Genomic DNA, 25,130 nt, shown 5'->3' on the forward strand with positions numbered 1-25,130 from the left:
ATTAAATTTTTTCAAATATATATATAAATAATAATGGCTTGTATGATAAAATGAATTGTGCAAAATATAACGTGCCAAAGTCAGAAAAGAACAGGCTTTGAATGATCATTAACATAAAGATTTCCAAATAGTAAAAATACCTAATGATAAAGAAAGGCGACAAAAATCATGAAATTATCCCAGTACATGCTTGAAAGAAAGAGTGTAAGAACATTTAATGCAAATCAGAAGATAGATTCTGATAAACTAAGCACTTTTAAAGAATTCATCAAGGATATAAAGAATCCTTATGATATTCCTGTTAAGTTCGAAATATTTGATAAGGATGCTAATGGACTTTCAAGTCCGGTAATAGCAGGCGAAGAGGCGTATGTTATAGCCACTGTTCCAAAGATAGAGCATGCTGAAGAAGCATATGGATATTCATTTGAACTTATGATGCTGTGTGCCAAGGCTCTTGGAATAGGTACTGTCATGATAGGCGGAACCATGAAAAGAGAGATATTCGAGCAGGCAGCTGGTCTTAAAGATGGTGAGATGATGCCCTGTGTGACACCAATCGGTATTCCTGCAGATAAGAGATCCATCAAGGAGAATCTCATGAGAACAGGTATCAAGGCCGATTCCAGAAAGGATGCATCAAAACTCTTCTTCCAGGACGAGTTCGATAAAGCTATGGGAGAAACAAGTGATGAAGTAAGACTTGCACTTGAACATGTCAGATGGGCTCCGTCAGCTGTTAACAAGCAGCCATGGAGAATAGTAAGACAGGGCAATATATATCATTTCTATGAGAAAAAAGACAAAGGATATATAAATCCAAGTACAGGAGACCTTCAGAAGATAGACCTTGGAATTGCAATCTGTCACTTTATGACAAGTCTAAAGGACCACGGAGTAGATTCAAAGCTTGTACTTAATGATCCGGCTATAGCATGCCCTGAAGATACAGAGTATATCGCAAGCGTTGTAGTAGAAGAGTAACTAACTGAAACTTTGCACTTGCCAAACATATCAAGAAAATATAACTCTCTATATAATCCTCACATTATATGCTACGATATATTGTGAGGATTGTTGTGTTTTTTGCCGAAAGATATAGCAGAAAATTGTGGAGACATTATAGAGAAACTACAGAAAAAATACAGAAAAAACTACAGAGAAAGCCAGTCACCAGATAGTCTATGTTTATATACGGAGGTTCGTATATGGATTACAGGATCAAAAGTGAAATCGCCAAATGCAGTTTGTGTCATGATGCTCCCTGCTCTAAGTCTTGTGGTATAGGAGAAAATAGTAGAGACTATACTAAAAAAATAGACATTGCCAGGATCATACGAGCAATGTATTTTGATAATGCAATTCTTGCAGCAAGCCTTCTTCCGGATGATTATTCCGAAAGAGACTCTCGCGAGCTTATCTATTCCTGTCCCAGGAAGGTTGATATCCCACTTATATTAAAAGGTCTTCAGGATGAAAAGAAGAAATTAGAAAATCTTTCAGAAATTGGAGGACTTAAAGCTCTTGATAGTGTAGACATATCGACGGATATATGCGGCGTGAAGCTTGAAAATCCCTTCCTTTTGTCATCATCAGTAGTAGCCAGCAACTATGAAATGTGTGAAAGAGCTTTTGAGATGGGCTGGGCAGGCGCTGCTTTTAAGACTGTCTGCATGATGGATATACATGAAGCTTCTCCCAGGTTTTCTGCTGTAAAGACAGCAACAGGCAAGTTCTATGGATTTAAGAACATAGAGCAGCTCTCTGATCATAGCGTAGAAGAGAACATGGAAGTATTTAAAAAGCTTAAGGAGAAGTTCCCTGATAAAGTTATAATTGCATCCATTATGGGTAGGGACGAAGAGGAATGGGAATATCTTGCAAGAAAATGTACTGATGCAGGAGCTGATGTGATCGAGTGCAACTTCTCATGTCCTAATATGGAAGCCAAGGGGACAGGCTCTGATGTGGGTCAGGATCCTGATACTGTGGAAAGATATACAAGAGCCACAAGAAGAGGAACGCACTTGCCTATTCTTGCCAAGATGACTCCCAATATTACTGATATGAGAGTACCTGCCATAGCTGCTATAAGAGGCGGCGCCAATGGTATCGCTGCTATCAATACTATAAAATCTATCACAGGAGTAAATATAGACACGCTGGTAGCTCTGCCGGCAGTCCATGGAAGTTCCATGCTTGGCGGATATTCAGGAGTAGCTGTTAAACCTATAGCACTTCGATTTATATCAGAGATGGCGACATGTCCTGAAATCAAGGGGCATCATATAAGCGGAATGGGCGGAATAGAGACCTGGCGCGACGGTCTGGAGTTTATCCTGCTTGGAGCAGGTAGTCTTCAGGTTACAACAGCTGTAATGGAATACGGCTATCGCATCATTGATGATCTTATATCAGGACTTAAGATATATATGGCACAGCGCGGCTATACATCTGTAAGTCAGCTTATAGGCGCTGCGACAGACTCAATCAAAGAAAATGACGAAGTGGAAAGAGACACAATTGTTTTTCCGATAATAGATCAGGATAAGTGCATCGGCTGCGGAAGATGCTATATAAGCTGCCGTGATGGAGGTCATCAGGCACTTGTATATTCGGAAGAGAACCGGAGTGTGAGACTAAACGGTGGCAAGTGCGTTGGCTGTCAGCTATGCTCACTGGTGTGTCCTGTAGGAGCGATAAGTCAGAGTAAGAGAGTAGTGCGTACAAAATAATATGACATAAGTGTTAAAAGTCATTTCGATTCGAGCTTGCTCGAAATCGAATATGAATTTATGGCAAGTACAAGGTTGGAGATGACGGACTTCCGACATTCTGCGGAGACTTCCAGACAATCAGCTGGGTATGCAGCTTCGAAGGAGCTGATATAAAGACCAAAGCAGATATAGATGCAGAAATAGTCGATGAAAACGGAGCAGTAACTGATAAAACAACGGTTGCTACAGGAACTGTAGTCATACCTTATCGCACAGATGGTGATAAGTTCATTGACTGTAAGTTAGAGGATGGCAGTATCGTGCGATTTACATTCAGCTCTACCTCATATCCTAGAAGTATTAATGGAACTGAGATGAATGATCTGTTCGAGAACTTATGTTTTGCCGGATAAAATACAAGGCAATGTTATTTCGGAACATAAATAAACTTAAGACGTATTGCTCTTAATATAGGAAAGCTACTAATGTAGGAAACTGCGTTAGTGGCTTTTTTATATGCAATATTATGACTCGTAGGGCATAAGCAAAGAAGTACGTAGTGCGGGGCTGAAATTTGTAGCTGGTTAAAGCTATTCATAGATTTAGGACTTAGTAGGGGGTATCGTTTTTGCTAGAACCGGTTATAGGAATTAATTATAACAAATCCTATTGAATAAGTAGGAAATAAGAATTATGATAGCTATCAAGTCAATCAGATACAAAAGCAGGAGGAAAATATTATGAAGAGATTAACATCGCTATTACTAATTGCAGCACTTGGAATCGGAGGGCTTACATCATGCTCAAGCAAGGCAGCCCAATCGCAGAACGAATCTGCCAATACTCAAAACTCATCAGCAGATAATCAGGATACATCAGATGGTCAGTCTACAACATATGACAAGATCTTAGAGCAGGGATATATTACATTTGCAACAGAAGGAACTTATGCACCATATTCTTATCATGATGATGACAATAATCTTGTAGGTTTTGATGTTGAGGTAGCACAGAAGGTTGCAGAGAAACTTGGCGTAGAAGCAAGATTTACTGAAACTCAGTGGGATGGCATAATCGCAGGTCTTGATGCTCAGAAATATGATGCTATAGCCAATCAGGTTAGTATAACACCAGAAAGACAGGAGAAGTATCTTTTTTCTACACCATACACATATGTATACGGAGCAGTTATCGTAAGTGGAGATAACGAAGATATAAGCAGTTTCGAAGACCTTGATGGCAAGGACGTTGCGCTAACTGTTACAAGTAACTGGGCAGAAGTTGCGCAGAGCTATGGCGGCAATATCGTTTCTACAAGCGGATTCAGCGAGTCTATCCAGCTTGTGATCCAAGGAAGAGCAGATGCTACAGTTAATGACAATGTTACATTCCTTGATTTTAAAGCCAATCAGCCTGATGCCAATGTCAAAATCGTAGCTACATCACAGGATTCCACTCAGTCAGCTATCCTTATAAGACAAGAGGATACAGCCCTTCAGGAAGCTATCAATAAGGCACTTGAGGAGCTTCGAGCAGATGGCACACTTGCAGAACTGTCAGTTAAGTATTTTGGTGAAGACATCACTATAGAAAAATAATGTATTCTATAAAAATAGTATTTAATGTAATACAAGATAAAGTGTTAGCTACTGATAATACGATTAATGAAATAAGGCAATGTTAGGATTAACCAATGAATTCAAGACTGTGGGATATAATAATAAACTCAATACCTAAAATACTCCTTCCGGGTATAACCTATACTATTCCTCTAACTTTATTGTCTTTTGCTATAGGGATGGTGATAGCAATCATCGTAGCTGTTACGAGAGCTATGAAGATCAAGGTATTGTCTGAGATATTCAGATTCTACGTATGGGTATTTCGTGGAACCCCTATGCTGGTGCAGCTGTTCATAATATTTTATGGACTTCCAAACGTAGGAGTAAGGCTGGATGCATTCCCGTCAGCTATCATCGCATTTTCCTTAAACGTTGGAGCTTATGCATCAGAGACCATAAGAGGTTCGATACTGTCAATTCCAAAAAGTCAGACAGAAGGAGCAGTAGCATGCGGATTATCACTGGGGCAGGCAATGTATCACATAGTATTACCGCAGGCTATCAAGAACTGCGTACCGGCACTTTTCAATACATTTATATCACTGGTCAAGGACACTTCCCTTGCTGCCAACATAACTATCACGGAGATGTTCATGGCGACCCAGAGAATCGTTGCAGTTACTTATGAGCCGCTGGCTCTGTATATAGAGGTTGCAGTCGTATATCTCATATTCAGTACAGCGCTGACATATCTGCAGAAATATGTTGAAAGTAAATTAAATGTTCACGCAGTAGAGGCGAACTAGAGAGGTTAACTCATGCTCAAAGTCAGAAATCTTAACAAGTCTTTTGGAGACAAGGTAATACTTAATGATATAAGCTTTGATGTTAATAAGGGCGAAACTGTGGCTATAATCGGGCCTTCCGGATCCGGTAAGTCAACAACCTTAAGATGCATCAACCTTCTGGAAAAACCTGATAGCGGAAGCCTTACACTTGCAGGTAAGACCTATGACTATGCTGCACTTTCCAAACAGGATATATCAAATATAAGAAAAAGCACTGCAATGGTATTCCAGAACTTCAGTCTCTATGAGAACAAAACTGCCATCCAGAATATCACCCTTCCACTTATAAAAGGAAAAGGCTACAGCAAGAAGGATGCAACAGAAGAAGCTTTGAAGCAACTGGAAAAAGTAGGCCTTACAGAATGGAAAGACCATTATCCTGCCCAGTTGTCAGGAGGCCAGCAGCAAAGAGTAGGCATCGCCAGAGCCTTAGCACTAAAACCAGACGTGATACTATTCGATGAACCTACAAGTGCGTTGGATCCCGAAAGAGTTCAAGGAATACTCGGCATCATAAAAGAGATATCCAAGCAGAGGATAACCTCGGTTATAGTAACTCACGAACTTGAGTTCGCACTGGATGTTGCCGACAGAGTGATACTTATAGCAGACGGCATCATAGTTGAAGAGGGTAGTGCAAGAGAAGTCCTTAAGAACCCAAAAGATCCAAGAGCAATTAAGTTTTTGGGGCACTTTGCAGATAAGCTTGAGTACATAATATAAGTCGAAGAGTCAAAGAAAATATTGTTAGTGACAAAATGAATCAAATTGTCAAAAAGCTCCCGGTATAATGATAGACATTGTACCGGGAGTTTTTTGACATTTACTTGTTATTATTCTTCAATCGTTCAAGCTCTTTTCGGAGCAATTCAATCTCATTGGAGAGCTTCTCATTTTTATTAGCAAGCTTTTCTTTTTCATCAGAAAGCTTTTCATTTTCATTGGAGAGCTTCTCATTTTTATTAGCAAGCTTTTCTTTTTCATCAGAAAGCTTTTCATTTTCATCGGATAGCTTCTCATTTTCATCAGCAAGCTTTTTTCTCTCTTCTTCGCCTTCAGCGAGTCCAAGATTCTTAGCTTCGTGGAAGAGTCTTATCTCAGGTAAATCCAATACCTTTCCACCCATAATATCACCTACCTTCTCCTGTACCTTAGCGTGATTCATAGTAAGCTTATAAACTACCTTGTGTGTTAACCTAATGATAACATCATAGGAAAATACTGACAAGTTGCCAGTTTCAAGCAGATGCGGCGATTAATGGGGATTATGAGTTTATATTTTAGTTATATTAAACATCTTATGATCAAAAAGGTACTATATTATTACAGCTTAATCTATGATATTGTCATATTAGAACTAGTGTAAACAGCCGCTTTTTTATCTGCAAAGGAGGCCTTCTATGAAGAATATCCGTTTGGTCCTTTTGGGACAACTGGTACTTTTGATACTGGTATTTGCTATTCTTGTTTTGGGAAGTAGTTTTGGAATATCAGCTGCACTATGGTTTGTTGATCTTCCGTCGTTTATCCTTATCATTATGATCCTGATTCCAGGGCTTATCATTATGAGAGAATGGAAGGATTTTTTAAAAGCCTTTTCAGTGGGGATAAGAAAATACAGGCTTTTGGAACTAAAGAACATTATAGAAGCCGTTGACGCAGCACAGAAACTGACTGTTTTTGGAGCGCTTTTGGCAATAATCGTATCTGCTATAATGATCTTAGGACAGATCAATAATCTTGAAGTTATTGGCCCTAATCTTGCTGTATGCATGATCTCGGGACTATATGCTGTTATTATCGAGTTTTTCCTTTTGCCGCTTAGACTAAATGCTGAGCGCAAGATGAATGAAGAAATGGATCTTGAAGATGAATGATCATGATATTTCCAAAGAACGATATCTTCAGATTGCAGGGAAATTCGGGCTTACAAGAAGAGAACTTGAACTTGGGTATCTGAAGGTATCAGGTCTAACTAATCGAAGAATAGCATATATGCTTGGAATTTCAGAACAGACAGTCAAGAACCACTTCAGAAGCATATATGAAAAAGCCTGGGTTCCCGGAAGAAAAGAATTCACGGAATTATTTTTATAATATCGCATAGATAGGGGATTGAATTATCAGTCCCCTATATTTTTATGCCTAAATTATTTATAAAATATTGAAGGGGCTGCTGTTATTTAAAGCACTATTGTGTTATCATTGTCTAATGTGATGTTAGATATACATAATGAATATAAATAACTAAAACTTTCAACTTGGACGGGATGGTATCCCCAAAGACTTAACAGGGGCAGGCAGTCCAAGTGGGAAATTTAGTAAATAATAAATGAAAGGACAAGGCATTAGCCGGATAAAGAAAATGAATAACGAAGCAGATATCAAAGAACTTAACGACCGCCTTACTAAGGTCAAGGACGAAATAGCCGGAATTCTCACATCTGAGAAGGAAGACAGCTTTTTTGCCCAGGCAGCAAAGCTTGTAACTCTTCAGCTTGAAACATATGATAAGCTTACAGATGGATCATTTTATGAACTTGACGAAGCTGCAATGAAGGCAAATAATGATGAGCTTTATAACTGGAAGCTTGAGGCAAACTATGAGGACTCTTTTGTAAATCCTACTAAGGCAGCAAATGTGTATGGAGATAAGGGCCAGATCATCGCTTTACTTGCAGAAAAGCTTGTATTTGGAAATACACACATCTTTAATAACAGGAAAGAGAGATATGTAATAGCTATAGAGCTTTTCCTTGAGATATACAACCTTTATAAAGAAGGCGCAGATGTAGACGCATGGAAGAAGGCAATTAAAGATCATCAGACCAAGTACATTGATCTTATCGCTATGGAAGCAATCCATAGACAGTATGATCCTGATAATCATAAGGTTACAGAAATCTTAAATAAGGTTAAGCCCGGCGATTACAGATTCCTGTATTTATACGGTCTTCCTGTTTCTGATAATGAGATAAGAACAGCTAAGTTCATCGATTCTCTTCCTGATTCAGATCTTACAGCCATGGCTGGCACCCTTACTAAGGGTTACCGCAAAGGTTTTGAAGTTATGGGCGTAGATTTTGACAAGAAAAAGTCAGTTTGCATCTACTATAACGTTGGATTTGAAAAGATGGTAAAGACTGCTGCCGAGCAGTTTAAAGAAATGGGACTTGCAAGCACATTCCTCGTAACGTCCGGAGCTGAGAACAAGCAGAGCGATTTTGATCACAAACAGGATATGGCACTTTACCTTGATGAAGCTTTCGTTGATACATATCTTTCTGCTTTCCGTAAGGCTTATGAGAGTATCAAAGACAAGGTTAGATCTCACGGCGGACCTGCTGCTATCGAAATCTTTGGAGAGAGAGACTTTGCGCCTGTCAGAAAGAAGGATGCACCTGCATTTGATGAAAAACAAAGACCTCTTTATGCATCACTTATAAATAAAGCCGCGCTTCTTCGCACACAGTTCCTTCCAGGCGAAGAGAGAAGCTTTGCAATAATAGCTTATCCTGTTCCTGAGATTGGTGATAGGTTCGAGCAGATATTTGCAGATACAGTTAAGGTCAATACTCTTCCCAGAGAAAAATATCAGAAGATCCAGCAGGCTATTATCGATGCTCTTGACCTTGGTGATCATGCTGTTATCAAAGGTATGAACGGCAACAAGACAGAGCTTACAGTTTCATTCCATGAGCTCAAGAATCCTGAGAATGAGACCAATTTCGAGAACTGCCTTGATGACGTTAATATCCCTCTTGGTGAAGTTTTCACATCTCCTGTACTTAAGGGAACAAATGGTCTTCTTCATGTCAAAGAAGTCTTCATAAACGGCCTTAAATATACCGACCTTTCATTCACAGTAAAAGATGGTATGGTTACAGACTATTCATGCGGTAATTTCGAAAACCCTGCTGATGGCAAAAAGCTTGTAGATGACGAGATCATGAAAAATCATGAGACTCTTGCTATGGGCGAGTTCGCTATCGGAACTAACACTGTTGCATATGTAATGGGCATTAAGCATGATATCCAGGCTAAGCTTCCAATCCTCATTGCAGAAAAGACAGGACCTCACTTTGCATTTGGTGATACATGCTATTCACACAGCGAAGACCATGCAGTATTCAATCCTGACGGCAAAGAGATAATAGCAAGAGATAACGAAGTAAGTTCTCTTAGAAAAGACGATCCTGAGAAGGCATATTTTGGCTGCCATACAGATATTACTGTTCCATATAATGAGCTGGGAGAGATCACAGTATACGGTAAGAACGGATATCAGAAGACAATCATCAAGGACGGAAGATTTGTACTTGAAGGTACACAGGAGCTTAACGAAGCACTTGAAGAGCTTAATTAATAAAGTTCTGAATTAATAAAGAACTGAATGTATAAGGAACTGAATGTATAAAAGGACTGAATGTATAAAGGAACTGAATACATAAAGAACTTTATACATAAAGAGCTGAATTCTTATAGACCTTAATTCATAAACTTACCGGGAGGAATCATATGAAGTACATTCTTGCAATCGGGAATAGTTTTTCAAGGGACGCTACAGCCTATTTGCATGATATATGTCAGAGTATGGATATAGATGTTCATGTTGTCAATCTCTATATCGGAGGATGCTCGTTGGAGCGCCATTGGAGTAATATCACGAGAAATGAGAAGGCATATCAGTATCAGGAAAATGGTATCGAGACCGACAGATACGTGAGCATCCAGGAGATCCTTCATTCAAAGCCATGGGATTATATCGTAACTCAGCAGGCTAGTCATGATAGCGGCTGGCTCGATACCTATGAGCCATTTACAGGACTTCTTATAGATTATTTGAAAAAAGAAGTTCCGGACGCGCAGATATTCATGCAGCAGACCTGGGCATACGAGATAGACAGTGATCATGGATGTTTCATAAGATACAACAATGATCAGATTCATATGTATAAGCGCTCCAGAGCTAATTATTATATGATAACAGACAAGTATGGCATAGGACTTATTCCTTGCGGTGATGTGATACAGAATATCAGAAAGCACCCTGAGTTTGATGTATCTAAGGGCGGTAAATCTATCTGCAGAGACGGCTTCCATATGCACTTTTTGTATGGAAGATATGCACTTGCCTGTACCTGGGCCAAGACACTATTAGATGCTCCATTAAGTAAGTGCAGTTATATCCCCAAGTGCTGCGATACAGATGAAGTATTTGATCCCGTGCTTCTATCTATAGTTCAAGAAGAATTAGGACTCTTGGGAACCTGTATAAGTTAAGGGACCATTAATAACAATATTATTACTATAAGAGTATCCGGTAAGGTGACAGATAACTTTACCGGATATTTTTGTATATAAAAGTCAACATGACAAGTTTTTATACTAAATGCCAATATAATTTACATAGTAGGATATGATTAGTTTCAGATAGTTATAATATCTAAATTATGCTAGTATATTAAATGTATTAAATGCATTCTATAAATGGAGGAGTTGGAATTGTGTGTAGTAGATTGAGGAATATGACAGCGATATATTTGTTTAAAGGGGATAAGGTGCTTCTTTTATTCAGGCAAGGCGGTAGAGTTGTTAATGATGTGTGGACCGGATCGGCTGGTGGGCACTTTGAGGAGAATGAGCTTAATGATCCTAAGGCATGCATTATTAGAGAGATGGGGGAGGAACTTGGTCTTAAGGAGGATGATATCGAAGGGTTAACACTGAGATATGTCACTCTTAGATATACCAAAGGTGAGATAAGGCAGAACTATTATTATTTCGCTAGATTAAAGGATAATTTTAATGCTGAACTTAAATCTAATGAAGGAATAAGCAAATGGTTTCCTATTGACAAGGTGTCAGATCTTCCGATGCCATTTACTGCGAAGTATGTGGTAGATCATTATATCTCAATAGGACGATCAACGGACAAGATGTACGTTGGTGTTACGACGGATGAAGGGGTGGATTTTTCAGAGCTTAGCTGCACGTAACTGACGGATGTTTATGGCCTTCTTTAGTTATAATTGACATGACATTGATAACAGGAGTAATATTCTTAATAGAAATGACGAAATAACGATAATGCATCTGCGAATATTATCCGTTTGAGATCAGCACATTAAGTTGTGCTGATTTTAATACAGAGGACAATTAGTTTACCTGTAAGTTGGGGGATAGATTACTTATACTTTTGTTGAAGGAGGTACTTTTATGTTCTGTCCATCATGCGGTAAAGAGATACCCGAGGGGGCAACTTTTTGTCCTAATTGCGGAGCAACTGTCAGAAAAGCGAGCAGTCCAGCGAATAGTCCCAATAGTCAATTGACATTTCCTGGAATAATTAATAAATCCAAAATGAACATTTTTGGAATTATTGCAAGTGTAGTACTTCTTCTATCATCTTTTCTGCCATTTGTAAGTGTGGATGTCTTTGGATCATCATTAAGTGCCAGTTTAATGGATGGACCTGATGGAATTATAGTCATTATTGTTGCTATTGCCGGAATTGTTTTTTCTTTGCTTGGGATAGATATTGCTACTATTATCGCAGGTGCAGTTGCGATGATTATATTCTTTGTAGAGAACGCGCAATTTAGTGAGGCTACTGGCGATGATGAGTTTGGTGCACTTGCAGCGGCTATGATTGATAAGGGGCCAGGCTATTATTTTCTTCTATTAGGATCTATTTGTTTGATAATTGCAGGAATAATCAGATTTATTCAGAAGAAAAAAGCTGATTCATATTCATAAGAACAGTTTTTATGATCTGATGAACTAGTAATAATAGATCAATTGAGTTGATTATAATTAATTCCCGGCAAGGTGAATTGGTAATCGCCTTGCCGGGATTTTTGAATCCAAAGAAACTTGAAATAATCAATAATATATACAATAATCAGAGGTGAAAAAAACATCTGTCACATTCTTTTGGCCCATGTCGTTTTTGTGAATGAAACAAGGAGATTATTATTATGATAAAAAGATCAAACCAGACAAGATTAGGTAAAAGACTTTTATCACTTCTATTATGCTCGTTTCTAGTAACAGGCTGCGCTGACATATCACTTGGAGATAAGGAAGGCAGCCAGGATGTATCTGCGTCTAATGAAGAGCTGTCACAAGATACTGGATCTGTGGCAGATGATCAGGCGCAAAATGATAGTGAGATAGATGATTCTAAATCCCCGCTATCATCTACATCTTCAGATATATCGTCTACAGATCAAGAAGATGGCACCGACAAAGCTGATAAGAACAGCAAGGATAATAAAGATATAGACAGTAAAGATAGTAAAGATAGTAAAGATAGCAAGTCAGATTCCGATACGGAAGACAAAAATCTCTTTGCTATAATGCCGGATTTTTTCTATTTTTCCAGTGGTGCAGGCGGATGGAGCACAGATATAACGATCTCTGAAGACGGCTCTTTTGACGGATCTTATTATGATTCTGATATGGGCGATACGGGAGAAGGATATCCCAATGGCACGATGTATGTCTGTGATTTCACAGGTAAGTTCGATGTACCACAGCCTACAGATGATGAGTATATATATACTACAAAGCTCTTAGAACTCACCCTTAGAGACGCTGACAAAGTCGGAACCACAGAGATAGAAGATGATACCAGATATATATATACCGAGCCTTATGGATTTGATGATGCTGATGAGTTCCTTATATACCTTCCCGGAGCATTACTTTCTGCCATGACAGAGGAATGTCTGTCTTGGGTAGATGTAAGGATGGATGGTATAGAAAAGCTTCCTGTTGACTACTATGTTCTTTATAATGTCGGCGGCGCAGAAGCTTTTAACGGGATAAAAGATGATTCCATATGGACTCAGGATTTCCAATATCAATATGGTGATGCTTATGTGAGTTTTAGTCCGGCTTATTATATGGGAAGCCATTTCAGCTTCTATGTAGATGATGATTCACCGGCGGCTTTGTCTCTTAGCATACCATGGGACGGAGTTAGCGAAGAAGCCATGGAATGTGAGGAAAGCTGGGAATCAGATCCTGAGACGTATTACGTCACTATCAAGAAAAAAGATGATGAGACCTATATCATAACTGTTGAAGGCATCTCAGATAAAGAGTTTGATTTTTCGCCTTGGGGTGGAACAGACCCCGGAAAGTTTAGTGCTGAATTTGTATTGATCGAATCAGACTGATTCAAAAAAGATATTCAAAAAAGATTATTGGGACAGTTTAAATGACAGGAAGTCAAAGTCATTGGAACTGTCCCTTAATTTATACATTTTTGAATCATAGATTCAAAAATGCAGCAATAGAGCCAATTGAGTTCGACTTTGTCGAAGGCTCTATTGCCAACCGATTCATCGAATCACGAAACACGCAGTAAATGCGCGTTTCTGTAATTTACATTTAAGAAGTCATATTTTATTAAGTCGTTTTTTTATTAAACAGAAATTTTTTTATTTTTTTCCAAAAATGTATTGACCTTCCACCTTGTGGAAGGTTTATATTTCAAGTAAAGGCAAGGCCAAGTCTTAATAAAAAAGCCGCAGTTCTTATAAGAAAAATATGTAATCTGATAAGGAATGCAAATCTAATTCAGAAATACAAAATCTAATTTAGGAATGCAAATCTGATTCAGAAATGCAAAATCTAATTAAGAAATGTAAATCTGATTTTGGAATACATATTTTCTTAAAAGAATAGTAAGGCTTATAGGAGGATAGACATGGGAACAGTATCGACATTATCAATTTTAGGAATGTGCTTTAGTCTTATAGTATCAATCGGAGTTCCGATCGGGCTGATGATCTATGCATTTAAGAAGATGAATGCCAAGCTGATCTGGTTCGTGATAGGAGCAGTAACATTTGTGCTGTTTGCGCTTATATTAGAACAGCTCCTTCATTATGTGATGGTCAACCGTTTTGGAGAGGCGCTGACCGGCAATCTCATCTTAATGGCAGTATATGGCGGACTCGCTGCAGGTATTTTCGAAGAAGTTGGACGATTCGTTTCGATGAATCTGTTCAAGAAAAAGGCCCTTAACAAGCAAAATGCATTTATGTATGGAGTAGGTCATGGAGGAATAGAGGCAATACTCATCGTGGGTCTTACTTCCATATCGAATCTGGTCACTTCTATTATGATCAATCAAGGCACCTTTGAGGCTACTCTTTCAGGGCTTGATCCGCAGGTCAAGGAGCAGACAATGGCGCAGATATCTCTTTTATGGACCACAAACCCATTAGACTTCTACTTAGGTGGAGTTGAGAGAATATGTGCTATAGTGCTGCATATATGCTTGTCTTACATAGTATATAAAGCTGTGAAAGAGCACAAAATCTATCTTGTAGCCCTTTCAATAATGATACATGCACTAGTAGACTGCATCACAGTGATAATGGCAGCATATCTTTCAGCCTATATGATTGAGCTGGTACTTGTGATCGTGATTGCAATTCTTGCTGTAATCGTATATAAAAAGTATTCAGAAGATATAGAAGTTTGAAAGTGTTCCACTTTCAAACCCAAATTGGTGTCGCGAGCTCCACCAATTTGAACCATTAGTCACTCGTTTCACTCGCGACATGAGGTTAAAAATAAATAATGAAGCTGTGGAGAACGCATGAAGATCAATCAAGTAGAAGAGCTGGTAGGAATTACTAAAAAGAATATTCGCTTCTATGAAGAGCAGGGGCTTATCAGTCCGGAGCGAAACAAAGATAACGGCTATAGAGACTATTCTCTTAAGGACGTAGATGTTCTTAACAAGATCAAGCTTTTGAGAAAATTAGAGGTACCTATTGAAGAGATCAGGAAGCTTGAAGCAGGAGAAGTATCTATGACAGATTGTCTTGACAGACATATATCGTATTATACACATCGTCAGACAGAACTTGATACTATGAAACAGATGTGCAAAGAGATTATGGAAGCTCAGGATACTTTTGATGATCTGAAGGCTGACTCCTATCTTGAGGATATGACAAAACTTGAGAAAGGAGGCGTTAGGTTTATGGATGTTAATAAGACTGATATTAAGAAAACTAAACGGGGTCCTATTATCGCAGCATGTGTCAGCATTACTTTTTTCATAGCTATGATCATAATCATAAGCTGGGCATCTATGACTGACCCTGAAACACCTTTTGGATTTATCGCGATCATAATACTATTATTCGTAGCGATGATCGTTGGAACAATTGTAGCTTTAAAACAAAGATTAAATGAAATTGATGGAGGAGAGATCGATGAAGCTCGTAAGTATTGAAACAATCCCCGGACAGAACTTTGAAGTGCTCGGAGTAGTAAAAGGAACTATAGTGCAGTCAAAGAATTTTGGTAAGGACTTTATGGCCGGCATGAAGACACTTGTAGGCGGCGAGATCAAGGGCTATACGGATATGCTGGTAGAAGCAAGACAGATCGCAACTAAGCGTATGGTCGATGAAGCGCAAAGCCTCGGCGCTGATGCAATAGTAGGCGTAAGATATACATCTTCATCTGTAATGCAGGGCGCTGCAGAAGTTATGGCCTACGGAACAGCGGTTAAGTTTATCTGATAAGTCTGCATGATTTTTGTTATATTATCTACATCATTATAAATCTTGACAATGGCCAAGGTAACTGTTTCTAACAAAAATTAGTTACCTTGGCGTTTTCTATATCTTATAAAATCTATAACTACTGACGATATATATAGATGATATCTATAATTGTCACATGAAATTTGAAAAAGGAACATTTTCAAACTTATTTCAAAAATGGAGAAAACTATGGATATGAAAGACAAACACATCTATGAAAGTAACATCTTAGCATTCAAATTCGGCCTTATCATCCAGACCTTCGAGCTTCTTGCTACATTCCTTTATGCTTCTGAAAGAGTAGGCTTTATTAACACCGCTGTCATGGGAACTTTGCAGGCGATCATAATGATAGCCTCGATAGTATTTTTTGCCTTATATAAGAAGAGAACAAGAGGCCAGTACCTGATGATGGCATGCATGATACTAAGCTACCTTGTAGTCATGATAGGATCAGTTCACGTAACCTACATGTGGGCATTTGGTCCTGCGCTCCTAATGCTGGTTCTTTTGTATTCTGATACAAGACTTACTTTCATAACATCAATAGGTGTTCTTGCAATCAATATCCTGTACGTGCCACTGTTTTTCACATATTCTGTTGAAGTTGAAGATAGAACCTTCGCTGTAATAACTGACGCGGTATTCGCACTTCTTCTGTCATTCATGGCGATATTCTATGTAAGGTTAAATAGCAGGCAGAACTCTGAGAACATAGACGAGATAGAAGCAGTTGCCGCCAAGCAGCAGGAAGATGCAGAAGTTATCAGGAATATCAGCACGCAGATAGGCGAGAAGCTCGAAGTTGCCAATACCGCCATGGAAGCTCTCGCTGAGAAGGTCACAGATAGCGCCGAAGCATCAAGCCAGATATCTACAGCTATAACCAATACAGCAGAAGCTATACAGACTCAGACACAGATGAACTCCAGTATCACCTCCTCCCTTGAAGACATAGCACATCAGTCAAGAGCTATGCGTAGGAACGCAGGTGAAGTCACAGACAACATCAATGAAGGCAATAAACTTGTAAAGACACTCAATGCCAAGTCCAAGGAGACTTCTGTCATTAATTCAGAAACCGCAGTCATGACCACAAATCTCCAGGAATCCGCCGGCACTGTCAAAGAGATCGTTGATACAATCTTAAATATATCCGGTCAGACTAACCTTCTTGCTCTCAATGCATCTATAGAAGCTGCAAGAGCCGGTGAAGCCGGTAAAGGATTCGCTGTAGTAGCTGATGAGATAAGAACACTATCTGAAAATACCAAGCAGTCTGCAGAGCAGATCTCCAGCACCATTGATGATCTTCTGGCAAAAGTAGGAACCGCTGCTGCCAATATGCAAAAGAGCGTAGACTCTGCTACAGAGCAAGGTGAGCTCATAACAGAAACAGGCGAGAAGTTTGAAGTAATCCTTGAGAAAGTATCAGAACTTACCACAAGAGCCGGTAAGATCTCTGACAACGTAGAAGAATGCGTTGAAGCTAATATCAAAGTCATGGACGCCATCAGTAACCTCTCGGCAACATCCGAAGAAGTCGCTGCGTCTGCCCAGTCCAGCATAGAGATAAGCCGGAACTGCGAGGATGATATGAAGGCAACGGAAGATATACTCCATGAGATCCTTAAGATAAGTCGGAGTAGATGAATCAAAGGAAAAATGTAATAGAAAATGCAATGAAAAGAATGCAATAGGAAAATTGTTCAGGTAACTGTTCATAGAAAAAAGTCATAGGAAAATTGGGATAGAAAAATTCGTAGAGTAAAATTTGTAGAGAAAACTAAGGTAAGTTATAGAGGTGCTATATGCCCAAAAAGATCAAGAGATATCTTCTAAAAAGAAAAATCAAAAGAGCCATAAACAGAAAGTGTAAAAGCTTTAAAAAGCATGGAGCCTTGCTTCTCGTCCTATTATTGCCTATAGTCATCCTCATAGTTTTGAAACTTATCAGGAAAAGAGCTAAGAAAAAGCTTAAGGAGACTATCAAAGGTAAAGTCAAAGAGAAGATTGACAGTAGGAGGCAGAAGGATAAAACGGAGCAGGAAGATAAGGAATAAGTAATAAATAGTTTCTATATATAAACTATAGAGTGAATATACTGGCAAAGTAGATCACAAGGCTGATCCAAAGCGATTTGGGGTGGCCTTGTTTTTACAGTAGCATTTTTTCTACAAGGGAAAAGAATATGAAAGATGATGATGCCTTTGAAGCCATCGAAGAAGCCGATAGAAAAGTTGAGGACTGTGAAGCGCGGTTAGATTCTTATTTCTGATGCAGGATGGATACTGTGATTTTGTAAAGAGGAGGAAGGACAATGTTCTATTTTATTGTTGCACCATATCTTGTTTATAACGGAATACTTATAGCTGCAGCTGTTATACCTGCGATATTTCTGATGGTAAAGGTATACAGGTCAGACAAGCTTGAGAGGGAGAGCCCATATATGATATGGACTCTGATAAAAGCAGGTATATTGTCATCGCTGCTGGCACTCGTTGAGGAGCGAGTATTGTCTGCTATATTGGGGCTTGTAGTTCCGTATGAATCGCCACTATATAACATAATCCTTTACTTTGGTATTGTTGCATTTGCTGAGGAAAGCTCGAAATATTTTTGCATGAAAAGACAGACATGGAGCAGCTGGGAGTTTAATTGCCAGTACGATGGAGTTGTATATGCAGTTTTTGTTTCCCTTGGATTTGCATTGTGGGAGAACATCAGCTATGTTATGATGTATGGCTTTGGAACTGCCATAGTAAGGGCTGTCACAGCAATTCCGGGGCATGCCTGCTTTGGCGTTTTCATGGGAATCTTTTATGGGATTGCAAAGAGACTTGACTACAGAAACGAAAATGTTGGTTCAAAGCTTTGCAGGATATTTGCAGTTGTAATTCCGGCTCTTTTACATGGAGCATATGATTATATTGCTACTATGGAATCGCAGGATGGGAACGGTTATTTTATCGGGTTTGTGGCTGTGATGTTCCTGCTTTCCTATGTTCTTGTTGGTAGGACTGCCAAGGCTGACAGACCAATATAGTGAACTACTCCGACTTAATGCTACGCATTTGAAGTCGGAGCTTCCTGCTTCAACCACTACTGCATTGGCTACGATGATACGCAACTCAATGTCTTACACAATGTCCACAGGCGTATAAGTTAGGGCTATTCCATCCCCTACTGTTTATTTAATTTTTAAGCTACTGCAAAAGATTCGTTTAGTATACGTAATCCCTCACGTAAGATATTAATAGCAGCGTTCTGGTCACGGCTTATTGTAAGACCGCAATCACATTTCATTGTGCGAATTGTGAGATTTTTCATCTCAGGATGTATCTTTCTACAACAATGACATATCTGTGATGATGGAAACCACTTATCTACTTTTACAAGATATTTGTTTCTTTCTGATAACTTATATTCAAGCATTGACAGAAACATACCGTATCCATTATCAAGAGTAGCTTTGCCATTACCAAAACCTTTATTTGACATAGATTTCATGTTCAGAGATTCTACGCATACAACATCGTACTGATTGGCTATCTCAGTAGATATTTTATGCAGATTATCTAATCTCTGATTAGCGATATGTCTATGTATTTTGTTTACTTTACGGAGTTGCTTTAGGTAATTATTGGATTTGATTTCATGCTTTTTGGAGCCTTGCATACGTGACAGCCTACGTTGTGATTTAGCAAGCTTATCATGGCTTTCACGATAGTATTTGTGATTTGTACCAACGTTACCATTATTATCTACATACAAACCGTCAGAAGCATAATCTAAACCAATACAGTTATTCGTGTCTGCTACATAGGTATTTATACTATCTGCAATCTCAAACAATACGGAAATATAGAACTTTCCATCAGATTCCTGTGATACAGTAGCTGATTTGACTATCCAGCTATCATTAGGCTTACGATGGATAACTGTCTTCACATGACCGATTTTAGGGAGTCTAATGCTGTTATCAGTAATGGCAACAGTACCATGCTGATTGTTTGTAGTATATGACTTACGGCTGCGTTTTGCAGATTTGAATTTAGGAAATCCGTTGTTTTTCTTACGGGATTTGCTAAAGCGGTTCTTGAAAGCGCTTTGTAAGTTTAGTTGTACATTCGCTAAAGCAAGACTGTCTACTTCCTTGAGATATAGATAATCCTTTTTGTATTTGGCAGGTGTTACAGTAACAAACTTACCTGTAGACTTGTAGCTCTCAATTTTATCGGAAAGCATGAGATTATAGACCTTGCGGCAACAGCCGAAAGTCTTGGCAAACATAACACTTTGTTCAGTTGTAGGATATGCTCTATACTTAATGGCTCTGTTTGTCATCTTTCTTTCCTTGGGATTGTATATATTGCTTGATAATATCTACGGTAGCGCCGCCTGTGGTCAGCAGACAAAAACTCTGTGACCAGAACATCTCTTTCCAAAGAGATTTACGTATCTGAGGAAACTCTTTCTTAATAAGTCTGCTGCTTGCAGATTTATACGCATTAATAAATTTACTTATCTCTGTGTTAGGTTGTCCTCGGAATAGGATATGTACATGGTCAATATCATGATTCCATTCCTCTAACGTAATGTTATACGTAGGGGCAATCTTCTCAAAAATCTCTTTGAGACGGCTTGAGATTTTGTCATCTATCACCTTATTGCGGTACTTTACGCACATGATAAGGTGATAACGAAGCATGAACACTGAATGATTATTATTATCTAATTTCATAATATTTATAACCTTTATTATACATACGACTGATTTACAACTATATTATAATATCATCAGATACAAAAGTCAAGAAACGCCGTGTTTATCGCAATTCATCCCGCCACCTATAGAGGTGGGGGATTTCTTGCTCACGGCGTGTTAAAACAGTAGGAGATAGTAATGCTTGAGCAGGACCATTCAACAAAGGATGGTCCTTATTTGATGAAAAAGTATTTATGCTTGGAAGTGAGTATCGTCACGATATGAATGTGATGCATGAGCAGCTAGATGCAGTTACTGCCGAAAATGTTTTTTCTTCTTCCATTTTTTGTATGATAAACTCGGAGAGAAGGAAATCATCATATTCCTTGTCGAACAAAGCCTTTTGCTTGGGATCATCAGTTATAAATTCATCAAAAGTGGATTTCATTGCATTATTCCCCCTTTCCATTCTTAGTCCTTTTTCATGACTTGGGTGTACCACATTTGTGGTACGTATGCAACTATAAAAATATAATTCGAATGATCTTATATGAATATATTTTTTACCTTAAACAAATCTTAAACATTTAGCCACTTGGAACTTAATGATTGAAACTCTACAATGGACGATGTGGTGAGCACAAATGAGTTTTGACCCTAACAGATCTGTTTATGATATATATCAAGTATAGGGAGAGAGACTATATCACCTGTAATTTGCAAGATTTTTTTGGCTAAAAAGATTATGAGTAAACTCCTCATTTGTGACGATATACCCATCATACTTCAAAAAAGACAATAGAGATTGGAGACACAATTATGAAGAAAAAATTAGTGGCAGTTTTATTATCAGCAATAGTATGTTTTTCTATCGTTGGATGCTCAAAGACAGCTAGCGATACAAATAGCGACGCCGAAAATGCTGAAGTAGTATCAGATGATCAGGTTGAAGATGAGACTGGTGACAATGCAAGCGCCCCTGTAACATATGAATCTACAGACGAAAGGGCAGATACAACCCTGTCAAATGGAACTATTGAGATCTCATTATATGACGATACAGATGAAGTATTAGCCAAGCTTGGTGAGACAGATAAAGAGGATGAATTAGGCAACCTCGTATATGATGATTTTTCCATCCAGCTTTTTGGAGAAGGTGACAACAAGGAACTCTCCGGTATCTTTACATACAGCGAGAATGTAAAGACCAGCAAGGGGATCTCTGTAGGTGATTCTTATGATGATGTTAAAGCTGCTTACGGCACACCTTCTTTCGAGTCAGACGATGCAGGTTATATAATAGCAAACTATATAATCTCAGGATTCACACTTGGATTTAAAATCGAGAATGATGTTGTGACATCTATCTCTTTCACAGCTGGAAGGGGCTGAGACTGACCATTATGGAGGTCCAATAGATTGGGCTGATAATATAGAGACTATAATCAGGACGAAATGTAAAATAATGGAACCTTGTGGTTAACAGCCATGAGGTTCTGTTTTTTGATTTGTAGAAATGTTGAATAATGCAAAATAGAATACTTCCAATATCATTCTTATAGAAAAGAAAGATATTATCAATAAAATATAGTAATATATATACGACAAGAATATCAGTAGCATAAACATCCGGGAGGTGTTAGCTTTGTTTGAAGATAAAACTCTATATGTTAAGCAGTTAAAACCATATCTATACCTTTTTGATGAAAACCATGAGTGCACAGGTTATCTTGTAATTGGAGACAAGAAGGCTGCTCTCATAGACACCATGATGGGTTATCACAATTACAAGGATGAGATCAAAAAGATCACAGATAAGCCTGTTATGGTCATAAATACTCACGGCCACCCGGATCATATTTATGGTAATGTATTTTTTGATGAAGCATATATAAGCCCAGGCGATCTTGATCTGGCGATTGATACCTGCAAGGATCCTGAATTTGTAGAAGTGTGCGAGGAAGAAGGCTTTTCAATGCCGCCTTTTAAGAATATCAAAGGCGGAGATGTAGTCGATCTTGGTGGCAAGACTCTTGAAGTTTATGATATTCCAGGCCACACCCCGGGCGGAATCCTTCTTTTGCTCAAAGAAGACAGGATCCTCTTTACAGGAGATGCCATCAATCACCACCTTTGGCTTCAGCTTCCTCATACTGTGCCGTATGAGCAGTGTATTGAAGGCATTGATAAAGTTCTTTTCCTGGAAAAAGAAGCAGATGTAATCTTGCATGGACATGCCAGAGACTATGATGATATCTCACTTATGCGCTGTGTAAGAGATGCTATCCAGGAAATATTAGATGACAAGAATGATGCAGATACAGACTATACCTGGTTTATGGGCGTTTGTAAGCAGCACCCCTTTAAGGTTGAATCGGGCAAGCACTATCAGCAAGATGATCACGTAATTGTTTATGACCAGTCAAAACTTAGTTGAATACATTTATTATTCCGTACTTGTATGAAATTCATATAAGGGCAATATCTGCGTGGCGACATTAAATATAGATAATTCGATTTGTTTAAGATGATTATATGATACATGAAATGACACGATAAAATACGACTGGGAGTGACGCGGCATAATATGGAATATTTCTGGAGGCAGCAGGATGACATTCCATCTGGGATGGGGTATCCGCTTTTTGGAGAAATTCATATTTTCAGTTCTGTAATTACTATACTTATAGTATTAATACTGATCAATCATCTTTTGAAAGTTGGCAGCAGGAAGAGGATGTTTATAATAAAGCTTATTCCTGTTGTCATGCTTTTTATGGAATTGTTTAAAGATGCATTTTTGATAAGTGTTCACAGATTTTCTGTAGCCTACTTACCGCTCCATGTCTGTAGTATAGGGATATTCATATTTTTGCTTAGAGAATATCTGCCATGGAAATGGGCTAAAGATTTCTTTGGAGAACTGGCTTATGTGCTTATCATGCCAGGATCTATAGCGGCACTTCTTTTTCCTGACTGGACTATATATTATCCTGTTCTTAACTTCATGAATCTATATAGCTTTGCATGGCACGGGGCTTTGATCCTGTATCCGCTTTTATTAAGAAGAACGGGTCTTGTTAAGCCGTCAATTAAGCATATCTACCAGCCTATACTTTTTCTATTGGTAACAACACCTTTGATATATGCTTTTGATCAGCATTTTAATTGCAATTTCTTTTTTGTGAACTGGCCTGTGCCGGGGAGCCCGTTATCTTATTTTGCATCATTACTGGGTAATCCCGGGTATCTTATTGGATATGCATGGCTTGTACTGATAATACTTATTATTGTTTATGTAATAGATCTTCTTATAAAGACTATACTTAAGGATGAGAGAATAATCTGAAAAATCCCGATTTTGTAGAGTATGAAGATGCCTACTGCCAATGTGTTATATATACATTGTAGCTGTAGGCATTTGAATAATTGCCCCAAATATTAGTTAATACAGACATCCAGTAGAAGACTACTGAAACTGATCAGAAAGTCAAATACATATTCACCGGAATTTTTGCAATAGCTTACAAACTCAGGTATATCCAATGTTATATCCCATGTAAGTTTATACGGTGCATCCGGATCTAACGTTGTAATAGTCATACTGACTTTCTTGGCACTTGGATCTGTCATTTTGCGTGCTTTATTTAAGATATCATATTTTTCCATAGACACCTCCTTGAAATAAATATTTAATTTTGCGTGTTATGTGGATAAAAGCCGGATGTCGGCCAGATGGAAGATCATACTTCCAATATTATTTTTATAGAAAAACCAAACATTGTCAATAAAATATTGTAATATATAAACGGATTTGTAAGAGGTTTAAGGATTTTGTTATGACCAAAAATGATAAAGATACAAGTAAATACATCGCCCTTATTCTGCGACATAAACCTCAGACTATAGGCATCACCCTTGATGAGCATGGCTGGGCGGATGTGAACGCACTTATCGAAGGAGTAAATAAGACGCATCCGCTCGATATGGAATCGTTAGAGCGAATTGTTCGTGAGGATGAGAAAAAGCGATATTCTTTTAACAAAGACAAGACCAAGATCAGGGCTAATCAGGGTCATTCCATTAACGTTGATGTAGAACTTAAAGAGGCTGAGCCGCCTGAGATTCTATATCATGGGACTGGAGAGAAGTTTGTAGCATCTATTGATGTTGAAGGACTTAAACCAAAGTCCAGGCTATACGTACATCTGTCTTGTGATACTGAGACTGTGACCAAAGTTGGTAAGCGCCATGGAAGACCTGTAATCTATGAGATTGCATCAGGCAGAATGTATAGGGATGGGATTAAGTTCTTCATATCAGAGAATGGTGTATGGCTTACATCAAAAGTTCCGGTAGAGTATATCAAAAAGATTGATTAATATATAAAAACAATAGAAGAGTTCTGAATATGACAAAAAGGCAGTATACTATATACACATCAATTAATAGCTTTTTGCCGTCTATCCTATATAATCTACCTTCTATCATATTTTTGTTTTTTTAATGTTGGCCTTGTTATAATTCTTTATGTCTGAGACACTACAGTATTATTAACGGAGGCTATAATGAGAACCAAAATAAAAAATGTGTTACCGACAGTTTTTAAGGCGGCAGTAATAGGAGCGATATATGCTATTTTTTCCTGGATATACTTCGAACTTGCTATAAGATGCGATTTTTATAGTTGTTTTGCTGGAATATACGATTATTTT

General features: G+C 38.3%; 27 protein-coding genes. 22 read left to right on the forward strand and 5 right to left on the reverse strand.

Annotated features, from left to right (window positions below; translation table 11 throughout):
• Nucleotides 1–168 precede the first annotated feature (168 nt).
• From I7804_RS10950 to I7804_RS10970, 5 genes are all read left to right on the forward strand, one after another.
• Entirely contained in the window at nt 169–984 is an 816-nt protein-coding gene (locus I7804_RS10950; protein ID WP_248403432.1) for a nitroreductase family protein, read from the forward strand.
• Nucleotides 985–1,208: 224 nt separating this feature from the next.
• Entirely contained in the window at nt 1,209–2,735 is a 1,527-nt protein-coding gene (gene preA, locus I7804_RS10955) for an NAD-dependent dihydropyrimidine dehydrogenase subunit PreA (protein ID WP_248403433.1), read from the forward strand.
• 722 nt (nt 2,736–3,457) lie between these two features.
• Nucleotides 3,458–4,315, forward strand: a complete 858-nt coding sequence (locus I7804_RS10960; RefSeq protein WP_248403435.1) for an amino acid ABC transporter substrate-binding protein — start codon at nt 3,458–3,460, stop codon at nt 4,313–4,315.
• Nucleotides 4,316–4,410: 95 nt separating this feature from the next.
• Nucleotides 4,411–5,085 carry an amino acid ABC transporter permease gene (locus tag I7804_RS10965; protein ID WP_248403436.1) on the forward strand — a complete coding sequence of 225 codons (675 nt, stop codon included), beginning with the start codon at nt 4,411–4,413 and terminating at the stop codon, nt 5,083–5,085.
• 12 nt (nt 5,086–5,097) lie between these two features.
• Nucleotides 5,098–5,850, forward strand: a complete 753-nt coding sequence (locus tag I7804_RS10970; RefSeq protein WP_248403438.1) for an amino acid ABC transporter ATP-binding protein — start codon at nt 5,098–5,100, stop codon at nt 5,848–5,850.
• A gap of 100 nt (nt 5,851–5,950) precedes the next feature.
• Here the strand turns inward: I7804_RS10970 and I7804_RS10975 are convergent, their stop codons facing one another.
• Nucleotides 5,951–6,292 carry a hypothetical protein gene (locus tag I7804_RS10975; RefSeq protein WP_248403440.1) on the reverse strand — a complete coding sequence of 114 codons (342 nt, stop codon included), beginning with the start codon at nt 6,290–6,292 and terminating at the stop codon, nt 5,951–5,953.
• A gap of 235 nt (nt 6,293–6,527) precedes the next feature.
• Here I7804_RS10975 and I7804_RS10980 point away from each other — a divergent pair, with 235 nt between their 5' ends.
• The 13 genes from I7804_RS10980 to I7804_RS11040 all read left to right on the forward strand — a co-directional run bounded on the left by I7804_RS10980 (nt 6,528) and on the right by I7804_RS11040 (nt 18,753).
• Entirely contained in the window at nt 6,528–7,004 is a 477-nt protein-coding gene (locus I7804_RS10980) for a hypothetical protein (RefSeq protein ID WP_027204103.1), read from the forward strand.
• The gene (locus I7804_RS10985) at nt 6,976–7,224 is read left to right on the forward strand and encodes a helix-turn-helix transcriptional regulator (RefSeq protein WP_080655272.1); all 249 of its coding nucleotides are present in this window, start codon (nt 6,976–6,978) and stop codon (nt 7,222–7,224) included. Before I7804_RS10980 ends, I7804_RS10985 begins: the two co-directional genes overlap by 29 nt.
• 268 nt (nt 7,225–7,492) lie before the next feature.
• A complete protein-coding gene (locus tag I7804_RS10990; RefSeq protein ID WP_248403442.1) occupies nt 7,493–9,493 on the forward strand; it encodes an aminopeptidase in 2,001 nt (666 codons plus the stop codon).
• Nucleotides 9,494–9,645: 152 nt separating this feature from the next.
• Entirely contained in the window at nt 9,646–10,410 is a 765-nt protein-coding gene (locus I7804_RS10995; protein WP_248403443.1) for a DUF4886 domain-containing protein, read from the forward strand.
• A 224-nt stretch (nt 10,411–10,634) separates the two neighbouring features.
• The gene (locus I7804_RS11000; RefSeq protein ID WP_248403445.1) at nt 10,635–11,126 is read left to right on the forward strand and encodes an NUDIX domain-containing protein; all 492 of its coding nucleotides are present in this window, start codon (nt 10,635–10,637) and stop codon (nt 11,124–11,126) included.
• Nucleotides 11,127–11,346: 220 nt separating this feature from the next.
• Nucleotides 11,347–11,886: a zinc-ribbon domain-containing protein gene (locus tag I7804_RS11005; RefSeq protein WP_248403446.1), complete on the forward strand. Its 540-nt coding sequence runs from the start codon at nt 11,347–11,349 to the stop codon at nt 11,884–11,886.
• 221 nt (nt 11,887–12,107) lie between these two features.
• Entirely contained in the window at nt 12,108–13,313 is a 1,206-nt protein-coding gene (locus I7804_RS11010; protein WP_248403447.1) for a hypothetical protein, read from the forward strand.
• A gap of 533 nt (nt 13,314–13,846) precedes the next feature.
• The gene (locus I7804_RS11015) at nt 13,847–14,629 is read left to right on the forward strand and encodes a YhfC family intramembrane metalloprotease (RefSeq protein ID WP_248403449.1); all 783 of its coding nucleotides are present in this window, start codon (nt 13,847–13,849) and stop codon (nt 14,627–14,629) included.
• A 117-nt stretch (nt 14,630–14,746) separates the two neighbouring features.
• Nucleotides 14,747–15,391 (forward strand): MerR family transcriptional regulator, encoded by a 645-nt coding sequence (locus I7804_RS11020; protein WP_248403451.1) that lies wholly within the window; start codon nt 14,747–14,749, stop codon nt 15,389–15,391.
• A complete protein-coding gene (locus I7804_RS11025; protein WP_022753866.1) occupies nt 15,372–15,683 on the forward strand; it encodes a YbjQ family protein in 312 nt (103 codons plus the stop codon). Before I7804_RS11020 ends, I7804_RS11025 begins: the two co-directional genes overlap by 20 nt.
• Before the next feature lie 201 nt (nt 15,684–15,884).
• A complete protein-coding gene (locus I7804_RS11030) occupies nt 15,885–17,360 on the forward strand; it encodes a methyl-accepting chemotaxis protein (protein ID WP_248403453.1) in 1,476 nt (491 codons plus the stop codon).
• A 158-nt stretch (nt 17,361–17,518) separates the two neighbouring features.
• Nucleotides 17,519–17,770, forward strand: coding sequence for a hypothetical protein (locus I7804_RS11035; protein WP_248403455.1), 252 nt, complete (start codon nt 17,519–17,521; stop codon nt 17,768–17,770).
• Between the two features lie 257 nt (nt 17,771–18,027).
• Nucleotides 18,028–18,753 carry a PrsW family intramembrane metalloprotease gene (locus I7804_RS11040; protein ID WP_248403457.1) on the forward strand — a complete coding sequence of 242 codons (726 nt, stop codon included), beginning with the start codon at nt 18,028–18,030 and terminating at the stop codon, nt 18,751–18,753.
• Between the two features lie 155 nt (nt 18,754–18,908).
• On the opposite strand, the gene I7804_RS11045 is transcribed toward I7804_RS11040, so the two are convergent.
• The 3 genes from I7804_RS11045 to I7804_RS11055 form a co-directional block, all read right to left on the reverse strand.
• A complete protein-coding gene (locus I7804_RS11045) occupies nt 18,909–20,054 on the reverse strand; it encodes a transposase (protein WP_248403459.1) in 1,146 nt (381 codons plus the stop codon).
• A complete protein-coding gene (gene tnpA / locus I7804_RS11050) occupies nt 20,035–20,451 on the reverse strand; it encodes an IS200/IS605 family transposase (protein WP_248403461.1) in 417 nt (138 codons plus the stop codon). The genes I7804_RS11045 and tnpA overlap by 20 nt, the downstream gene beginning before the upstream one ends.
• 238 nt (nt 20,452–20,689) lie before the next feature.
• Complete coding sequence (locus I7804_RS11055; protein WP_248403463.1) at nt 20,690–20,863, reverse strand: hypothetical protein; 174 nt, start codon at nt 20,861–20,863, stop codon at nt 20,690–20,692.
• Nucleotides 20,864–21,234: 371 nt separating this feature from the next.
• Here I7804_RS11055 and I7804_RS11060 point away from each other — a divergent pair, with 371 nt between their 5' ends.
• The 3 genes from I7804_RS11060 (at nt 21,235) to I7804_RS11070 (ending at nt 23,764) form a co-directional block, all read left to right on the forward strand.
• Nucleotides 21,235–21,807, forward strand: a complete 573-nt coding sequence (locus tag I7804_RS11060) for a hypothetical protein (protein WP_248403465.1) — start codon at nt 21,235–21,237, stop codon at nt 21,805–21,807.
• Nucleotides 21,808–22,060: 253 nt separating this feature from the next.
• On the forward strand, nt 22,061–22,852 hold the full coding sequence (locus tag I7804_RS11065) for an MBL fold metallo-hydrolase (RefSeq protein ID WP_248403467.1): 792 nt from the start codon (nt 22,061–22,063) through the stop codon (nt 22,850–22,852).
• 150 nt (nt 22,853–23,002) lie between these two features.
• A complete protein-coding gene (locus I7804_RS11070) occupies nt 23,003–23,764 on the forward strand; it encodes a YwaF family protein (protein ID WP_248403469.1) in 762 nt (253 codons plus the stop codon).
• A gap of 92 nt (nt 23,765–23,856) precedes the next feature.
• Here I7804_RS11070 and I7804_RS11075 read toward each other — a convergent pair whose 3' ends face one another.
• Nucleotides 23,857–24,084, reverse strand: coding sequence for a hypothetical protein (locus I7804_RS11075; protein WP_073387982.1), 228 nt, complete (start codon nt 24,082–24,084; stop codon nt 23,857–23,859).
• Between the two features lie 170 nt (nt 24,085–24,254).
• Between I7804_RS11075 and I7804_RS11080 the strand changes: the two genes are divergently transcribed.
• Complete coding sequence (locus tag I7804_RS11080; protein ID WP_248403471.1) at nt 24,255–24,797, forward strand: RNA 2'-phosphotransferase; 543 nt, start codon at nt 24,255–24,257, stop codon at nt 24,795–24,797.
• Nucleotides 24,798–25,130 lie beyond the last annotated feature (333 nt).

This window comes from Butyrivibrio fibrisolvens, from assembly GCF_023206215.1.
In the GTDB taxonomy this organism is placed as follows: Bacteria; Bacillota; Clostridia; order Lachnospirales; family Lachnospiraceae; genus Butyrivibrio; species Butyrivibrio fibrisolvens_C.

Bases quoted from the DNA above. Each gene is read 5' to 3' on its own strand.
- I7804_RS11040 (WP_248403457.1), top strand. From the start codon at position 18,028: ATGTTCTATTTTATTGTTGCACCATATCTTGTTTATAACGGAATACTT.
- I7804_RS11055 (WP_248403463.1), bottom strand. From the start codon at position 20,863: ATGAAATCCACTTTTGATGAATTTATAACTGATGATCCCAAGCAAAAG.
- I7804_RS11010 (WP_248403447.1), top strand. From the start codon at position 12,108: ATGATAAAAAGATCAAACCAGACAAGATTAGGTAAAAGACTTTTATCA.
- I7804_RS10965 (WP_248403436.1), top strand. From the start codon at position 4,411: ATGAATTCAAGACTGTGGGATATAATAATAAACTCAATACCTAAAATA.
- I7804_RS11030 (WP_248403453.1), top strand. From the start codon at position 15,885: ATGGAGAAAACTATGGATATGAAAGACAAACACATCTATGAAAGTAAC.
- I7804_RS11025 (WP_022753866.1), top strand. From the start codon at position 15,372: ATGAAGCTCGTAAGTATTGAAACAATCCCCGGACAGAACTTTGAAGTG.
- I7804_RS11035 (WP_248403455.1), top strand. From the start codon at position 17,519: ATGCCCAAAAAGATCAAGAGATATCTTCTAAAAAGAAAAATCAAAAGA.
- I7804_RS10975 (WP_248403440.1), bottom strand. From the start codon at position 6,292: ATGAATCACGCTAAGGTACAGGAGAAGGTAGGTGATATTATGGGTGGA.
- I7804_RS11080 (WP_248403471.1), top strand. From the start codon at position 24,255: ATGACCAAAAATGATAAAGATACAAGTAAATACATCGCCCTTATTCTG.
- I7804_RS10980 (WP_027204103.1), top strand. From the start codon at position 6,528: ATGAAGAATATCCGTTTGGTCCTTTTGGGACAACTGGTACTTTTGATA.
- I7804_RS11005 (WP_248403446.1), top strand. From the start codon at position 11,347: ATGTTCTGTCCATCATGCGGTAAAGAGATACCCGAGGGGGCAACTTTT.
- I7804_RS10950 (WP_248403432.1), top strand. From the start codon at position 169: ATGAAATTATCCCAGTACATGCTTGAAAGAAAGAGTGTAAGAACATTT.
- preA (WP_248403433.1), top strand. From the start codon at position 1,209: ATGGATTACAGGATCAAAAGTGAAATCGCCAAATGCAGTTTGTGTCAT.
- I7804_RS10995 (WP_248403443.1), top strand. From the start codon at position 9,646: ATGAAGTACATTCTTGCAATCGGGAATAGTTTTTCAAGGGACGCTACA.
- I7804_RS11075 (WP_073387982.1), bottom strand. From the start codon at position 24,084: ATGGAAAAATATGATATCTTAAATAAAGCACGCAAAATGACAGATCCA.
- I7804_RS11020 (WP_248403451.1), top strand. From the start codon at position 14,747: ATGAAGATCAATCAAGTAGAAGAGCTGGTAGGAATTACTAAAAAGAAT.
- I7804_RS11015 (WP_248403449.1), top strand. From the start codon at position 13,847: ATGGGAACAGTATCGACATTATCAATTTTAGGAATGTGCTTTAGTCTT.
- I7804_RS11060 (WP_248403465.1), top strand. From the start codon at position 21,235: ATGAAGAAAAAATTAGTGGCAGTTTTATTATCAGCAATAGTATGTTTT.
- I7804_RS10985 (WP_080655272.1), top strand. From the start codon at position 6,976: ATGAAGAAATGGATCTTGAAGATGAATGATCATGATATTTCCAAAGAA.
- I7804_RS11045 (WP_248403459.1), bottom strand. From the start codon at position 20,054: ATGACAAACAGAGCCATTAAGTATAGAGCATATCCTACAACTGAACAA.
- tnpA (WP_248403461.1), bottom strand. From the start codon at position 20,451: ATGAAATTAGATAATAATAATCATTCAGTGTTCATGCTTCGTTATCAC.
- I7804_RS10990 (WP_248403442.1), top strand. From the start codon at position 7,493: ATGAATAACGAAGCAGATATCAAAGAACTTAACGACCGCCTTACTAAG.
- I7804_RS10960 (WP_248403435.1), top strand. From the start codon at position 3,458: ATGAAGAGATTAACATCGCTATTACTAATTGCAGCACTTGGAATCGGA.
- I7804_RS11070 (WP_248403469.1), top strand. From the start codon at position 23,003: ATGGAATATTTCTGGAGGCAGCAGGATGACATTCCATCTGGGATGGGG.
- I7804_RS10970 (WP_248403438.1), top strand. From the start codon at position 5,098: ATGCTCAAAGTCAGAAATCTTAACAAGTCTTTTGGAGACAAGGTAATA.